Here is a 15,129-nt window from a genome sequence, read left to right as displayed (position 1 = left end):
AAGCTGTCCGGTGACCTGAAAGTGCCGGAAGACCAGGTCAAGTCGCTGCTGCTGGTGCAGCCGGGCCAGGTGTTCTCGCGCAAGGTGATGACCACCACATCCGATCTGATCACCCGCCGCCTGGGTAACGAAGGCTATACCTTCGCCAACGTCAACGGCGTGCCACAGCCGAACGATCAGGACCACACGGTCGACATCATGTTCGTGGTCGACCCGGGCAAGCGTGCCTACGTCAACCGTATCAACTACCGCGGCAACACCAAGACCGAAGACGAAGTGCTGCGTCGCGAAATGCGCCAGATGGAAGGTGGCTGGGCCTCGACCTACCTGATCGACCAGTCCAAGACCCGTCTGGAGCGCCTGGGCTTCTTCAAGGAAGTCAACGTAGAAACCCCGCCGGTGCCAGGCACCGACGACCAGGTCGACGTCAACTACAGCGTCGAAGAGCAGGCCTCCGGTTCGATCACCGCCAGCGTCGGTTTCGCCCAGAGCGCCGGCCTGATCCTCGGTGGTTCGATCAGCCAGAGCAACTTCCTCGGTACCGGTAACAAGGTGTCGATCGGCCTGACCCGCAGCGAATACCAGACCAAGTACAACTTCGGCTTCACCGACCCCTACTTCACCGCCGACGGCGTCAGCCTGGGCTACAACGCCTTCTACAGCAGCACCGACTACAGCGATTACTACGACGATGGTGTTTCTTACTATGCAATCAACAGCTACGGCGCCGGGGTCAGCTTTGGCTACCCGATCAACGAAACATCGCGCCTGACCTATGGACTGACCCTGCAACACGACGACATCTCGCCCGGCACCTACAGCGCCGACGAGATCTACGACTTCATCGCCCGGGAAGGCAAGAGCTTCAACAACCTCAAAGCGTCGATCGGCTGGTCTGAATCCACCCTCAACAAAGGCGTGCTGGCCACCCGTGGCCACTCGCAAAGCCTGACGCTGATGGCCACCACCCCTGGTAGCGACCTGTCGTTCTACAAACTGGACTATAACGGCCAGACCTACCTGCCGGTGACCGCCAAAACCGCGCTGCGCCTGCACGCCAGCCTGGGCTACGGCAACGGTCACGGCTCCACCGATGGCCTGCCGTTCTACGAAAGCTACACCGCAGGTGGGCTGGGTTCGGTGCGCGGCTTCAAGGACGGTGGCCTCGGCCCGCGCAACACGCCGGCCACCGGCACCTATGCCAGCGCCGGCCAAGCCTATTACTCCGACCGCGATACCGATGTGCTAGGGGGCAATATCCTGATTACCGGTGGCGCCGAGTACATCTTCCCGTTGCCGTTCGTGAAGGACCAGAGCCAGCTGCGCAGTTCGGTGTTCGTCGATGCAGGCAACGTGTATGCCGACACCTGCTATCTGTCGACCACCCAGGGCTGCGGCAGCGTGGACCTGGCGCAGATGGCCGTGTCGCTGGGGGTTGGCGTGACCTGGTACAGCCCGGTGGGGCCGCTGAGCTTCAGCCTGGCGGCACCGCTGAAGAAACCGGACAACGCAGAAACGCAGATCTTCCAGTTCTCGCTGGGGCAGACCTTCTGAGCACCGACATTACCTGCTTTTACCCCTGCTTAACCCAAGTTGACAGTCACCTTGCCTAAGCTGGGCGGCATTCGAACGCCGCCCAGCAGGACACGCCCATGCCACCTTTCACACCTTGCTTGCCCAACGCATTGCGACACGATGAAGTCCCGCTCGCGCTACTCGATCTGGTCCAGCAGCGCCTGGCCAACCTGCTCGGCCCGCGTTTCACGGTGGTCCTGGGCGGCAGTGGCAACGGTGCCGGGGTCAGCCACTACCACCTGGCCATCCAGCACAACCAGAGCGGCGTTTCACTGGAAGACTATGGCGACGTCGGCGCCGGTTTCATCGAGCGCCTGCTGCGCATGGGCACCCAGGTCAGGGACATGCTCGACTCAGCCACGTTCAACCATATGGCCAGCGACGACCCAGGCCGACCCTTGGTCTGGCTCCGCGAGCTGGCCAGCCCCGGGGAAACCATTACAATGCGCACCCCATCCTGAAATATGTTTTTCTCATGAAATCACTGCTTTACGCCGTAACCTTACTGTTTTCCTTTACCCTGCCTGCCTTGGCCAACCCGCCGGCAACCTTCAGCGAAGCCAAGGTGGTGGCCAAGCAGAAGGTGTACCTGGACCAGGCCAGCAGCGCCATGGGCGACCTGTACTGCGGTTGCAAGTGGACCTGGGTGGGCAAGTCCGGTGGGCGCATCGATGCGGCCTCGTGTGGTTACCAGACCCGCAAGCAGCAGAACCGCGCCGAGCGTACCGAGTGGGAACACATCGTGCCCGCCTACACCTTCGGCAACCAGCGTCAGTGCTGGAAAAACGGCGGCCGCGAGCACTGCGTGGACAACGACCCGGTGTTCCGTGCCATGGAGGCCGATCTGTTCAACCTGTACCCGGCAGTGGGCGAGGTGAATGGTGACCGCAGCAACTTCAACTACGGCATGGTTGCCGGCAATGCCGGCGAATATGGCCAGTGCACCACCAAGGTCGATTTCGTCCAGCGCGCTGCAGAGCCGCGTGATGAAGTTAAAGGCCTGGTGGCGCGTACCACGTTCTACATGTTCGACCGATACCAACTGAGCATGTCGCGCCAGCAGCAACAGCTGTTGATGGCGTGGGACAAGCAGCACCCGGTGTCGGCCTGGGAAAAAGAACGCGACCGCCGTATTGCCGCGATCATGGGCCATGCCAACCCGTTCGTGAGTGGCGAACGCAAATGGACTGCCGACTACAAGCCGGCTGGCAGTGGTGTGGTGCAAGCGGTGCCGGTGAAAGCGACCAAGGCGCAGGCCAACCCGAGCCTGGCCAGCGCCGCGCCGGTCGGGGCTGTGCTTGGCAACCGCAACAGCCATGTTTATCACCTGTCTGTTGGCTGCCCGGGCTACAACCAGGTAGCAGCGAAGAACCAGGTGACCTTCGCCACCGAGGGTGAGGCTCAAGCTGCGGGCTATCGCAAAGCCGGTAACTGCCGATAAGTGCCCGCTCAGCTGCACCGCAAAGGGGCCGTATGGCGGCCCCTTGCTCTCACGACCTGCACACCTCATTCACCAGATTCGCCGGCCGTTCGCCGGCCAGCGCGCTGAGCAGGTTGTCTACCGCGCAGCGCGCCATGGCCTGGCGTGTCTCCTGGGTCGCCGAGCCGATGTGGGGGGTCGCTACCACGTTATCCAGCTGCAACAGCGGCGAGTCTGTGGACAGCGGCTCCTGCACGAATACATCCAGCCCCGCACCCCGTATGCGCTTGGCCCGCAGCGCATCGACCAGCGCAGGCTCATCCACCACGCGCCCACGCGAGATGTTCACCAGGATCGCCTCAGGTTTCATCAGCGCCAGCTCTCGTGCGCCAATCAGGCCTTCGGTGCTGGCACTCAGCGGCACGGTCAGGCACGTGAAATCCGCCTGCTGCAACAATTCATCCAGGCTGCACTGGCGCGCGGCGTAGCGCGCCTCCACCTCGGGCTTGGGCCGCTGGCTGTGGTAAAGCACGCGCATCCCGAAGCCGGCAGCCGCTCGCCGGGCCAAGGCCTCGCCGATGCGGCCCATGCCGACGATGCCCAGCGTCTTGCCATGCACGTCACAGCCAAAATGCGCCGGGCCCAGGTTGGCCTGCCAGTGCCCGTCGCGTACCCAGTTCGCCAATTCCACTACCCGCCTGGCAGTGGCCAGGATCAAGGCAAAACCCGTGTCGGCAGTGGTTTCGGTCAGCACGTCGGGCGTGTTGGTCAGCATCACGCCGCGTTGGCTGAGCTCGGCAATGTCATAGTTGTCCACGCCGACCGAAACGCTGGACACCACTTCCAGCTGTGGCGCCAGATCGAGCAGGCTGGCATCCAGGCGCAGGCTGGCACCCAGCAAGCCATGGGCGCCCGGCAACGCGTCGCGCAGGCGGGCCAGGCCATCGGGCCGGGCGGTATCCACCCAGGTGACCTCTACGCGGTCTTGCAGGCGGGTCATCAAGTCGTCAGACAGGCGTTTATACAGGACGATTCGCTTCTTCATTGCAGGTTTCCTAAGGGTTCATGGCCAGCCGCGTGCTGTTGCGCTTGGCCCGGCCAGATGTCTGTGACGTATTGAGTGCGGCGGTAAGCGCCACGGCGGTCAGCAACGCGCCGCACATGAACAGGTAAGAAGCGCCCGGCCCGCCAGTGGCGCCATTGAGGTAGCCCACCAGCCACGAACCGCCGAACGAACCCAGCGCGCCCATGCTGTTGATCAGCGCCATGGCCCCGCCTGCGACGTTGGCCGGCAGGATCTCGGGCACGATCGCGAAGAACGGGCCATAGGGTGCATACATGCAGGCGCCGGCCAGCACCAGCAGCGCGTACGACAACCAGAAATGCTCGCTGCCCAAGGCGTACGAGCCATAGAACGCCACTGCGGCCACCAGCAGCGGCGGCCAGACGAAGCGCTTGCGCTTTTGCAGGCGGTCGGAGGCCCAGGACACGCCCACCATCGCCAGTACCGCCGCCAGGTAAGGCACCGAGGCCAGCCAGCCGGCCTGCACGATATCGACATTGGCCGCCTGCTTTAGGATCGACGGCAGCCACAGCACGAAGCCATAGACGCCGATGCTCCAGCAGAAGTACTGCAGCGCCAGGATGATCACCTGCGGCGAACGGAACGCCTCGCGGTAGTTCTTCACAGGCTTGATGCCCTGCTGCTCGGCAGCCAGCGCCTGCTGCAGGGCTTCTTTTTCCTGCTCGCTCAGCCAGTTCACCTGGGCCGGGCGGTCGTCGACCAAGCGCCACCAGAAGAACGCCCAGATGACGGCTGGCAGGCCTTCGATGATGAACATCCAGCGCCAGTCGTAATGCTTGATGAGGTAACCCGACACCACCGACATCCACAGAATGGTCACCGGGTTGCCCAGCATCAGGAAGGTATTGGCACGCGAACGCTCGGCACGGGTGAACCAATGGCACAGGTACACCAGCATCGCCGGCATGACGGCGGCCTCCACCACCCCGAGCAGGAAGCGGATGCCAATCAGCATGTAGACGTTGCTGACCATGCCCGTGAGTGTGGCAAGGCCACCCCAGAGGATCAGGCAGACGAAAATCAGCTTCTTCACGCTGCGCTTTTCGGCGTAGATGGCGCCAGGCACCTGGAAGAAGAAGTAGCCGAGGAAGAACAGTGCGCCCAGCAGCGAAGACAGCACCGGGGTGATATGCAGGTCTTCGGCCATGCCGGACGCTGCAGCGAAACCGTAATTGGCGCGGTCCAGATACGCCAGGCTGTAAGTGACGAACACAATCGGGATGATGTACCACCAGCGGCGAGGTGCCAGGCTTTGGCTTTGCATGGTTTGTTTCTCCTGAGCTTGTTGTTTTTGTTGCAACAGGTGATTCGGGGTCAAGGGGTCACGCGCTTCTGCGCAGGTCGAAGGCCTCCAGCTCGTGGCGCAGCGGCAGCCCTTCCATGTCGCCTCGTGACTGCACGGCACGGCTGCCGCACCAGTTGCCGCGCGCCACCGCCTCGGCCACTGCACGGCCCTCCAGCAACGCGCTGAGCACGCCGACGGCGAAGGCATCACCGGCGCCGACGGTGTCCACGACACGGCTGACGGGCACGGCTGCTACCTGGCCTTCCCCATTGGCACTGCGCAAGTAGGCACCGGCGTCACCCAGCTTGATCACCACCAACTCAACCCCTCGGTCGAGGTAGAACGCGGCGATGTCTGCCGGGGTGTGCCGGCCGGTCAGCAACCGGCCCTCTTCCAGGCCCGGTAAAACCCAGTCGGCCTTGACCGCCAGGGCATTGATTTCGCGCACCATGCTGGTTTGATCAGGCCATAACGAGGGGCGCAGGTTGGGGTCGAACGAGATGCTGCGACCGGCTGCACGCATGGCGTCGACCAACGTGTGTGACAGGGCCCGGCAGCTATCCGACAGCGCCAGCGGAATGCCAGTGGCGTGCAGGTGCCGCGCTTGCAACAGGTCTGCACGCAGCAGTTGGGGTGACAACTTGCTGGCCGCCGAACCACGGCGGAAGTACTCCACAGCCGGGTCGCTGCCGTCATCGCAGCGGGCCTTGAGCTGAAAGCCCGTGGGGCAGTGGGTATCCACTTCGACACCAGAACAGTCCAGGCCTTCGCGTTGCAGGCTGTCGAGCACGAAACGGCCCAGTGAATCGTCACCGACCCGGCTCAACCAGCGCACCTTGAACCCCAGCCGCGCCAGGCCGATCGCCACATTACTGTCGGCGCCGGCAATGCGCTTGCCAAACTGGCCGACACTGGCCAGGTCGCCGGTTTGCTCGGCAACGAACATGGCCATGGTTTCACCAAAACACAGCACGTCATGCTCATGCATGGGCCACCTCCTCCCCCAGCGCAGACAGGCTACGCACCTGGGCACGGGTCAGCGCCAGCAGGTCGTCGCCCACCAGGGGGTACTCGACAGCGCGCACCACGCCGGGGGCGAACTCGGCCATCAGCGTTGCCCACGCTTGCAGGTCAGCTGCTTGCGGCGGTATGGCAACCCGTCGGCCATCGGCCCGGCGCTCCACAGCCTTGCAATGCACATAGCGCACCCAGCGGCCCAGTTGACGCGCGGCTTGCCTCGCAGACTCGTCTTGCCATTGCCAGTTGCCAATATCGAAGGTCATGCCCAGGCGCAGCTTAAGCGGGTCGGCATGCCGGAAGAACTGCAGCAGCGGTTCGATCCTGCCACCGTGTTCAGTCTGGTCGTTTTCCACCAGCAACAGCGGCCCCTGTGCGGGCAGTAGCGCTGCCAGGGCGGTGACATCGCAACGCTCGTTGAAGTGCCCCAAGGACACCTTGAGCGCTACCGCGCCAAACGCGCGGGCGAGCTCCAGCTTCTGCACCACAAGTGGGTCAGGTACGCCTTGCGCGGTCCACAACTCCAGGGGTGTCGAGTACAGGCATTCCAGGCGCAATGCGGCAATGACAGCACCCAGCGCTGTCGCGTCCGGCGCACTGGCAAACAGTTCTTCGCGCAACTCCACACGGCTAACGCCAGCGGCGGCCAGCAGGTCAAGGAACTGCTCCTGACCACGTTGCCGCACGAAGTCGGCGCCGTAGCTGGAGAGGCTGATGGAAACGGGGTTCGTGTTCATTGTTCTTGTCCTTATGAAACCGGTTTCATTTTTAATCGACAGCAGCAGGCGCCAGCCTGCCGTTGCTTATTGGGGTTGGGTTGAGCCTCGGATGATCAGCTCGGCCTTGAAGTCGATGCGCCGGGCCGCCCCGCTGTTGCCGCGCAGGCGGCCAAGCAGGCTTTCGAAAGCCGCCACACCGATACGCTCGGTGGGTTGCGCCAGTGCAGTGATGCCTTTACCGACCAAGGGGTACCAGTCAAGGTCGTCGAGGGCGATCAACCCGACGTCGGCAAACAGGTTGCGCCCTGCTTCGTGCAAGGCCCGGGTCACCGCCAAGGTTGCAACGCCGTTGAAGGTGAAGATGGCTTGCGGGCCATGGCCACGGCTGGCCAGGAATGACGCCAGCTGCCCCTCCAGCCCGGTGCCGATTTCCAGCACCTGCTGGCGCATGCCGGCCCGACGGCTGACCGACGTGCCGAATGCCTGCACCCGCTCCAGGCGTGAGCTGGTGCCATCGAGGGGTTCGCTGACCGCCAGGATATCGCGGTAGCCCTGTGCCTGCAGGTGGTCGAGGGCCTGCTCGACCGCATCGGCATTGTCCAGCCCAACCAGGTCGACATTCAGCTCGGGCAATTGCCGATCGACCAGCACCATGGGAATGTCACGCTGCAGGTTGAGCAACTCGCCGGGGTGATGACCAAGGGTGTTCACGATCAGCCCTTCGACGTTGTAGCTCTGCAGGGCCACCAGGTGATGACGCTCCTGCTCGTCGTCGCGGTTGGTGTTGCACACCACCAGGCTGTAACCGTGTTGACGGCAGGCGGTTTCCACGCCATGCATCACGGCCACTGAGTAGGGGTTGAGAATATCGGCTACCAGCATGCCGATCAGTCGCGTCTGGCCGCGCTTGAGGCCACGGGCCATCTGGTTGGGGCGATAGCCAAGCCGTTCGATGACGTCTTCCAGGCGCTTGGCCGTGGCTTCGGCCAGCAACTGGCGATCACCACCGATGTAACGGGAAACGGTGGCTTTGGAAACGCCAGCGACACGCGCTACTTCGCTGATGGTGACCCGTTCGCGGGCATGGGCAGGCGCGTCGGTCATGGGCAGTCCTTATGATTGTTGTGATAGCGATGAAACCGGTTTCAATACAGCAAAACTGCGGCAGTTCGTCAACCTTCCACTGGTCGGGAATGTGGAAATAACATGATATTCGAGGTTAGATAAGCAAATTAAATGATTGATGCAAATACAATTTCAACCAAAAAACTGTGAGAGCGGGTTCACCCGCGAATGCGGCGGTAGATTCGACATCGCATTCGCGGGTAAACCCGCTCCCATAGAGGATCAGGGTGCAGCTGGAGAAGTCAGCGAAGCGACTTCACATCACCGGCCGTGACGGCGCTTCCCTGGTTGCCCCAGCTGCTCCTGATGAAGTTCACCACCTCGGCAACCTCCTGGTCGCTCAGACGCCATCCAAACGCCGGCATGGTGAAATTCGAAGGCGCCGTGTGCGTCGCCGGTACCGTGCCCCCTGCCAGCACCACATGGATCAGCGACGTGGCATCCGCCGTCTGCACCACCGGGTTGCCGGCCAAAGCCGGGAACGCGCGGGTGTAACCCTGGCCGTCGGTACGGTGGCAGGCCGCGCAATTGTCGATGTACACCGCCGCCCCTGGCTTGCTGTCATCGCCCTTCCACAGCGCATCCGCCACCTGCTTGTCGTAGACGTGTGGCCGGTCTTCAGGGTTGCTCGGCGGCAGGGTCTTCAGGTAACGGGCGATCGCGGTCAGGTCGGCATCACTCAGGTGCTGCATGCTGTGCTCGACCACGTCGCTCATGCCACCGAACACGGCGCTGCGATCACTGCGCCCAGTCTTGAGAAACTGCACCAGCTGCGCTTCGCTCCAGCTGCCCAGGCCGTCCTTGTGGTCACCACGCAGGTTCTTGGCAATCCAGCCTTCCAGCGGAGCGCTGCCGGCCAGAAACTGCTCACCCTCTGCCGGGCTAAGCGCCTTTTCCTGCATGGTCAGCGCCCGCGGCGTATGGCAGGCACCACAATGGCCAAGGCCCTCGACCAGGTACGCACCACGGTTTACCACCGGGTCGGCAGCAGCCGTTGCCTGCCAAGGCTTGGCCTCTGGCGCGAAAAGGCCGCGCCAGACAGCCAGCGGCCAACGCATGCTCAGCGGCCAGGGGATGTCGCTGGCCTTGTTCGCCTGTTCGACGGGCGCCACGCCCTTCATGAAGTAGGCGTACAGCGCCTGCATGTCCTGCTCGCTGACGCGCGCGTAAGACGGGTATGGCATGGCTGGGTACAGGGTGCTGCCGTCCTTGCGGATGCCCTTGCGCACGGCCTGGTCGAAGTCTTCGAAGCTGTACTGGCCAATGCCGCTGGCAGCCGGGGTGATGTTGGTGGAGTACACCGTGCCGATCGGCGTTTCCATCGGCAGCCCACCGGCAAAGGGCTGGCCGTTCTTGGCGGTATGGCAGGCCACACAGTCACCGGCACGGGCCAGGTACTCCCCCTGGCGCACCTGGGCATCATCATTCGCGGTGGCTTGTACAGCCGTCGTGGCCCCCAGCAGCAGGGTTGCGATCAACATTGTCTTCATGCTCATCGCTCCTCAAGCCTGGACCAGCGGACCGGGGTTTTTCAGGTACTGCTCGCGGATGGCGCGGGCCGACCAGTAGGTCAACGCGGCCACCAGCCCGGTCGGGTTGTACCCCAGGCCCTGAGGGAACGCCGAAGCGCCCGGGACAAACACGTTATGCACGTCCCAGCTTTGCAGGTAACGGTTCAGTGCGCTGGTCTTGGGGTCGGTGCCCATGATCGCGCCGCCGTTCAGGTGGGTGGTCTGGTAGCTGGCGGTGTTGAAGTGGTCCTTGACCTTCTTGCCCAGTACCGCGATGGACTTGGGGTTCATCGCCTGGGCGATCTTGCTCAGCTTGTCGACCATGAACTGGTTCATCCTGATGTCGTTTTCCTGCCAGTCAAAGGTCATGCGCAGCAGCGGCTGGCCATAGGCGTCGCGATAAGTCGGGTCCAGGTCCAGGTAATTGCCACGGTACGACTGGTGGGCGCCATGGGCGTCCATCGATACCTGATGGGTGTAGTAGTCGGCTGTGGCTTTCTTCCAGGCGCTGCCCCAGGCTGGCGTGCCCGGCGGGTTGGCGGTGCCGGCAATCGGCCGGCTGCCCGCCTGGTTCACCCACATCGGTGAGCCGCCGACGAAGCCGTGCGGGCCATGGTCGAAGTTGTCGGCGTTGAAATCGTCGATGGCGATGCCGTTGCCGCCCGCGCCGATGAAGTTGTTGGTGTAGGTGTCCTTGTCGAAGAACGCCTTGACCGTGCCCATGTTCTGATAGGCAAAGTTCCGCCCCACCACGCCTTCGTTCTTCACCGGGTCGTAAGGCTTGCCAATGCCGGAAAGCAGCATCAGGCGCACGTTATTGAACTGGAACGCCGCCAGGATCACCAACTCCGCCGGCTGTTCTACCTCGCGCCCCTGGGCATCGATGTAGGTGACGCCGGTGGCCTTGCGCTTACTGTCGTCCAGGTTCACCCGCAGCACATGGGCATTGGGCCGCAGCTCGAAGTTAGGCACTTGGCGCAGCGCCGGCAAAATGTTCACGTTGGGCGAGGCCTTGGAGTACATGTAGCACACGTACCCGCTGCAGAAACCACAGAAGTTGCACGGCCCCATCTGTGCCCCGTAGGGGTTGGTGTAAGGCCCGGAGGTGTTGGCCGATGGCAGGTTGTAAGGTTTGTAGCCCAGGCTGGTGGCGGCCTTTTCGAACAACCTGGCCGACACCACGTTCTTCTGCGCGGGCAGCGGGAACGGGCTGGAGCGGTCCGGCGCATAGGGGTTGCCGCCCTTCCCTTCGCCCACGACCTTGCCGTTGACGGTCCAGGCCTGGCCAGAGGTGCCGAACACCTTTTCAGCGAAGTCGAAATACGGCTCCAGCTCCTCGTAAGTGACGCCAAAGTCCTGGATGGTCATGTCGTCGGGGATGAACTTTCGCCCGTATCGTTCTTCGTAGTGGCTGCGCATGCGCAACTCGACCGGGTCTACCCGAAAGTGCACACCCGACCAGTGCAAGCCCGCGCCGCCCACGCCTTTGCCCGGCAAGAAAGCGCCAAGCTGGCGATTGGGCAGTGCCACATCGTTTATGCTGTGGCGGACAGTGACGGTTTCTTTAGACACGTCGACGAACAGCTTCTTGCGCACGCTGTAGGTCAACTCGTCGATCACCTGCGGGTAGCTGCCTTCCGGGTAGGTGTCCTGCATCGGCCCACGTTCCAGCGCCACCACCTGCAGCCCGGCCTCGGTCAGCTCCTTGGCCATGATCGCACCGGCCCAGCCGAAGCCGACGATCACCGCATCCACTTTGTTCAACACAGTCGCCATGCCTCAGGCCCTCTCGCCGCGGATCGATACAGCCGGGAACGGGTAAGGCTCGTTGCGCTCGACCCAGTCCATGAAGTCGGCGCGGGCGCCGGGGAAGCCGATCTGGGTCCAGCCGACCATGCGTTTGTTGCCGCCATGGATCGGGTCGCAGAAAAAACCTTCGCGGGTGTTCTGCACCAGCAAGCTGAAAAACACCTTGGCCGGCACGGTGTCTAAAACCAGCTCTGCGCCCTCGATCTTGGCGAGAATACGGTCTTGGGTAGCGCTATCTTGCTCAGCAAAAACGTGCCCGGAATTAGCCTTGCACCAGTCGTCCACGGCAGCGATGCCCAGGCGGTAGATTTGCTGCGGGCTGAGCTGCAACTGATAACCCAGCTCGGGCGCTGCGTCGGCGTTGAAAGGGCCTTGCATGTACCACTGTGCGCCAGTGGCGTACGGCGTGTTCATCTGCCGGTCGATGAATTCGGCAGCGCCGGCTTCAAGCGCGCCGGGGCCAAGTTCATCGGCCGGAATGATGCGGGACACGGCGGCTTGTAGAAACGCCCACTCTTCAGCGCTGAAAAATGTCGGCTGATAGTTACCCGCCGGTGGCGTAGCCGGCACTTTCGGTGGCTGTTGCTGCTGTTGCGGGGCCGCAAGCAGTTGGCTGGCACCCACGCCCAGCCCTGTGCTGGCCACGGTAACGACAGGGATCAGGGTCAAGGTCTTGCGCAGAAAATCCCTGCGCGGGTTGTCTGGGGCATGCTCAGGCATCGGGAATCCTCATCGGCTCTGGGGCGGCCTTGATAAGCGCCATCTGATTTTCAATAGAGAGGTGATCTTGATAGGCCATCAAGAAGACAGCCGAATAATCTAGCGCGTTCAGAAATGTTTTGAAACCGGTTTCATAGTTGACTTCTCGTCTCTGCCGCAAGGCCAGAGCGCTGTCGGGCCAAGGCTTTTTTCACATCTGCCTCACTCTCTACCGACATCCTGCTACCTACAGTGCCGACGCTCTCGTAATGGAGCGAGCTGACTGGAGTGGCAAACATGCTGCAAGGCGTTATCGACAAATCCCCCGCCTCACGCCGCGTGCAGGTACACCGGTTACCTTGGGGCACAGCGCTATTCGCAGTCTTGTGCCTGCTGTTCGTCCTGGGCGTGGCAGCAGCCTGCGCGCATGCCCGCACGGCCGTCCCCAACCTGGGCAACCCGCACCACCTGCAACGCAGTGGGCTGGAGGCCGCTTGGGCAAAAGGCTCAGTGATTGTGGTACTGCGCCATGCCGAACGCTGCGACCGGTCCAGAGGTGCCTGCCTGGGTGACCCCAGCGGCATTACGGTTGCGGGCAGCCAGGTGGCCGCCGCTGTAGGCCAAGGCCTGCAACACCTTGGCCTGGCGTCATCCGACGTGTGGACCAGCCCGGAGGTGCGCACCCGACAAACCGCACAAGCCATGTTTGGTAAAACCATGGCCACGCAAGGTTGGCTTAACCAGTGTGACGGACACTTTGCCGATAACGCCTTTAGCCACAAGCGGGCCGGCCACAACCTCGTGCTGGTCAGCCACAGCGGTTGCATGGAACAGCTGGAGCAAGCGCTTCAGGTACCCGTCAGCGCGACGTCGAACAGCTATGCCAGTGCCCTGTTCATCACCCAGGGCAGCGATGGCAAGGCAACGCTGCTGGGCCAGATGGCTGCCAGTGAATGGCGCAAACTTGTTGATGCCAAGGAGCTGTGAATATGCCGTCCCGCGCCGCTTTCTACCGCAACAACCTGCTACTGCCGCTGTTGCTGGCCGCCATCGTGTTCGTGGCATTCGACCTCACCGAGTTCGATCGCTGGATCAGCAACCTGCTGCTCGACCCCGCCACCGGTCAGTTCCCGCTGCTGCACAATCAGTGGTTCGAGAAGGTCACCCACAAGTGGCCGCGCATCCTGCCGGACTGGACAGGTGAACTGGCAGTCATCGGCAGCTTGCTGTCGTTTATCTGGCCGCGCTTGGCCAACCGTCCCCAACTGGGGCTGACCCGGGTGCTGGAAAAAGCCCGTATCGCACCCGTGCTGCGCTTCACCACCCAACACCGCCGCGACTTGCTGTTCGTGGTCGTGGCGTTTGCACTGAGCACGACCGTGATTCATTACCTGAAAAGCCACACCAGTGTGTATTGCCCTGTCGAAACCACGCTGTATGGCGGTACGCAGGCCCGCGTTGAATGGTTCGAAAACTTCTCCTGGTGGAACAAGGCCGGCGCTGGCCGCTGCTGGCCGGGTGGCCATGCCTCCAGCGGATTTACCTTGTTGGCGCTGTACTTCGTGGCATTGCGTCATCGCTGGGCACAGGCACGCAAGTTGCTGGTGATCATTCTGCTGATCGGGTTCGTGTACGGCACAACACGGGTACTGCAGGGCTGGCACTATATGTCCCATACATTCTGGGCGGGGATTTTTGTCTGGCTGACAACCTGGGTAACGGCGTTGCTCTTCTATGGCCGCATCGCGTTGCAGGCGCCAGAACACAGCCCGGTCATTCATGACGCTGCCATGGCGCAGCCCTTGTAGAGCGGCCTTGTCTCTCAGCAAGGGGCATAGTGGAATCTGACAGGCACTTGTCATCCACTTAGTTGCTAATAATACTTTCAAAATAAACCTTAGCGAAACTTCCTACAGCGCTTTAGGAAGTTTCAATCTCCCCTGCCTATTGATTCCTCGTTAGTCTTCAGGATTTCGCAAGATACTTGTGCGCGACCGCATGGAAAGTGCGCGGTCATCGCGTGAGCCTGATCTGTTAACTGACGAGGATTATGGATGTCCAGACAGTCCGACGGCACTGACAAGCCTGTGCCCGCCATGAAAAAGCCAATTCTGCTTGAGGATATAGAGGCTGCCCAGCAGCCTTACAGCGGGGCTGGCCCTGAACACGCTACGGAGCCGCTCGGCTACCCCGCCGACCCGCAGTTCCAGCTACGTGGCGGCTTCAAAAACCTGATGCTCGATGCGGCAACCCCGCTGTTCGGCCTGGTCATTCGCCTGCGTACGCTGGATGACCTGCCCAACATCGCCTACGTGCACAAGGCCGTGCAAAACCAGGTCAGTAACATCCGCGAAGAAATCCGGCAGCACGGCTACCCCGTTGCCCAGCAGGAAGCCTACTCCTACGCCCTGTGCCTGTTCCTGGACGAGGCCGTCATGAGCCGCCCGTGGGGCAACAATTCGTGCTGGAGCCACGAACCGCTGCTCAGCATCTTCCATGACGAATCCCAGGGCGGTGAAAAAATCTTCGTGCTGCTCGAGCGCGTCATGCAGTCGCCCAAGGAATTCCAGGATGTACTGGAGTTCCTGTACTTCAGCATTTGCCTGGGCCTGCGCGGCAAGCACGCCCTCGACCCCAGGTGCGACGACATCATCAAGGCCCTGATCTCGCGCATGCACAAGGTCATCCGCGAACTGCGCGGCCCCATCCCCGAAGACGTCTGCGACCCCTACGCCAACGTCGTCCATCGCCCCTACCGCGGGCGGCGTTGGGAGTGGCCCTGGTGGAGCCCACTGGTGCTCTCGGCCATCGCCATGGTCTGCGCCTACAGCTACTACAGCTACCGCCTCGACCTGATCACCGCCGAAGTCCTGCAATCGCTCGAC

General features: G+C 62.4%; 14 protein-coding genes. 6 read left to right on the top strand and 8 right to left on the bottom strand.

The features are described from left to right. The 3 genes from bamA to D906_RS26250 form a co-directional block, all read left to right on the top strand. Nucleotides 1-1,554 (top strand): outer membrane protein assembly factor BamA (gene bamA, locus D906_RS26260; protein ID WP_110321051.1); only part of this gene is annotated, 1,554 nt, incomplete at its 5' end. 98 nt (nt 1,555-1,652) lie between these two features. Continuing rightward, entirely contained in the window at nt 1,653-2,036 is a 384-nt protein-coding gene (locus D906_RS26255) for a hypothetical protein (RefSeq protein WP_019098765.1), read from the top strand. A gap of 14 nt (nt 2,037-2,050) precedes the next feature. Further along, nucleotides 2,051-3,016, top strand: a complete 966-nt coding sequence (locus D906_RS26250) for an endonuclease (protein ID WP_019098764.1) — start codon at nt 2,051-2,053, stop codon at nt 3,014-3,016. Between the two features lie 49 nt (nt 3,017-3,065). Here the strand turns inward: D906_RS26250 and D906_RS26245 are convergent, their stop codons facing one another. From D906_RS26245 to D906_RS26210, 8 genes are all read right to left on the bottom strand, one after another. Next, complete coding sequence (locus D906_RS26245) at nt 3,066-4,040, bottom strand: D-glycerate dehydrogenase (RefSeq protein ID WP_027615836.1); 975 nt, start codon at nt 4,038-4,040, stop codon at nt 3,066-3,068. Between the two features lie 10 nt (nt 4,041-4,050). Then, entirely contained in the window at nt 4,051-5,343 is a 1,293-nt protein-coding gene (locus D906_RS26240) for an MFS transporter (RefSeq protein WP_016714062.1), read from the bottom strand. 58 nt (nt 5,344-5,401) lie between these two features. Next, on the bottom strand, nt 5,402-6,352 hold the full coding sequence (locus D906_RS26235; RefSeq protein WP_019098763.1) for a sugar kinase: 951 nt from the start codon (nt 6,350-6,352) through the stop codon (nt 5,402-5,404). Next, the gene (locus tag D906_RS26230; RefSeq protein ID WP_027615837.1) at nt 6,345-7,118 is read right to left on the bottom strand and encodes a sugar phosphate isomerase/epimerase; all 774 of its coding nucleotides are present in this window, start codon (nt 7,116-7,118) and stop codon (nt 6,345-6,347) included. The genes D906_RS26235 and D906_RS26230 overlap by 8 nt, the downstream gene beginning before the upstream one ends. Nucleotides 7,119-7,184: 66 nt before the next feature. After that, nucleotides 7,185-8,204 (bottom strand): transcriptional regulator PtxS, encoded by a 1,020-nt coding sequence (ptxS, locus tag D906_RS26225; protein ID WP_019098761.1) that lies wholly within the window; start codon nt 8,202-8,204, stop codon nt 7,185-7,187. 263 nt (nt 8,205-8,467) lie between these two features. Continuing rightward, nucleotides 8,468-9,715 (bottom strand): cytochrome c, encoded by a 1,248-nt coding sequence (locus D906_RS26220; protein WP_019098760.1) that lies wholly within the window; start codon nt 9,713-9,715, stop codon nt 8,468-8,470. 12 nt (nt 9,716-9,727) lie between these two features. Then, entirely contained in the window at nt 9,728-11,512 is a 1,785-nt protein-coding gene (locus D906_RS26215; RefSeq protein WP_019098759.1) for a GMC family oxidoreductase, read from the bottom strand. A 3-nt stretch (nt 11,513-11,515) separates the two neighbouring features. Further along, on the bottom strand, nt 11,516-12,265 hold the full coding sequence (locus D906_RS26210; RefSeq protein WP_027615838.1) for a gluconate 2-dehydrogenase subunit 3 family protein: 750 nt from the start codon (nt 12,263-12,265) through the stop codon (nt 11,516-11,518). 276 nt (nt 12,266-12,541) lie between these two features. Here D906_RS26210 and D906_RS26205 point away from each other — a divergent pair, with 276 nt between their 5' ends. The 3 genes from D906_RS26205 to icmH all read left to right on the top strand — a co-directional run. Then, a complete protein-coding gene (locus tag D906_RS26205; RefSeq protein ID WP_025755039.1) occupies nt 12,542-13,231 on the top strand; it encodes a histidine phosphatase family protein in 690 nt (229 codons plus the stop codon). Nucleotides 13,232-13,233: 2 nt separating this feature from the next. Next, nucleotides 13,234-14,052, top strand: a complete 819-nt coding sequence (locus D906_RS26200) for a phosphatase PAP2 family protein (protein WP_019098756.1) — start codon at nt 13,234-13,236, stop codon at nt 14,050-14,052. A 246-nt stretch (nt 14,053-14,298) separates the two neighbouring features. Next, nucleotides 14,299-15,129, top strand: an 831-nt coding sequence (gene icmH / locus D906_RS26195; protein ID WP_097156214.1) for a type IVB secretion system protein IcmH/DotU, incomplete at its 3' end; no start/stop codon positions are given.

The sequence above is a fragment of the Pseudomonas sp. LAIL14HWK12:I1 genome (assembly GCF_003202095.1).
Lineage (GTDB): Bacteria > Pseudomonadota > Gammaproteobacteria > Pseudomonadales > Pseudomonadaceae > Aquipseudomonas > Aquipseudomonas monteilii.
This window is presented reverse-complemented; position numbering and strand designations above follow the sequence as displayed.

Excerpts from the sequence above, each read along its gene's own strand:
- D906_RS26255 (WP_019098765.1), top strand. The coding sequence starts at position 1,653 with ATGCCACCTTTCACACCTTGCTTGCCCAACGCATTGCGACACGATGAA.
- D906_RS26250 (WP_019098764.1), top strand. The coding sequence starts at position 2,051 with ATGAAATCACTGCTTTACGCCGTAACCTTACTGTTTTCCTTTACCCTG.
- D906_RS26245 (WP_027615836.1), bottom strand. The coding sequence starts at position 4,040 with ATGAAGAAGCGAATCGTCCTGTATAAACGCCTGTCTGACGACTTGATG.
- D906_RS26240 (WP_016714062.1), bottom strand. The coding sequence starts at position 5,343 with ATGCAAAGCCAAAGCCTGGCACCTCGCCGCTGGTGGTACATCATCCCG.
- D906_RS26235 (WP_019098763.1), bottom strand. The coding sequence starts at position 6,352 with ATGCATGAGCATGACGTGCTGTGTTTTGGTGAAACCATGGCCATGTTC.
- D906_RS26230 (WP_027615837.1), bottom strand. The coding sequence starts at position 7,118 with ATGAACACGAACCCCGTTTCCATCAGCCTCTCCAGCTACGGCGCCGAC.
- ptxS (WP_019098761.1), bottom strand. The coding sequence starts at position 8,204 with ATGACCGACGCGCCTGCCCATGCCCGCGAACGGGTCACCATCAGCGAA.
- D906_RS26220 (WP_019098760.1), bottom strand. The coding sequence starts at position 9,715 with ATGAAGACAATGTTGATCGCAACCCTGCTGCTGGGGGCCACGACGGCT.
- D906_RS26215 (WP_019098759.1), bottom strand. The coding sequence starts at position 11,512 with ATGGCGACTGTGTTGAACAAAGTGGATGCGGTGATCGTCGGCTTCGGC.
- D906_RS26210 (WP_027615838.1), bottom strand. The coding sequence starts at position 12,265 with ATGCCTGAGCATGCCCCAGACAACCCGCGCAGGGATTTTCTGCGCAAG.
- D906_RS26205 (WP_025755039.1), top strand. The coding sequence starts at position 12,542 with ATGCTGCAAGGCGTTATCGACAAATCCCCCGCCTCACGCCGCGTGCAG.
- D906_RS26200 (WP_019098756.1), top strand. The coding sequence starts at position 13,234 with ATGCCGTCCCGCGCCGCTTTCTACCGCAACAACCTGCTACTGCCGCTG.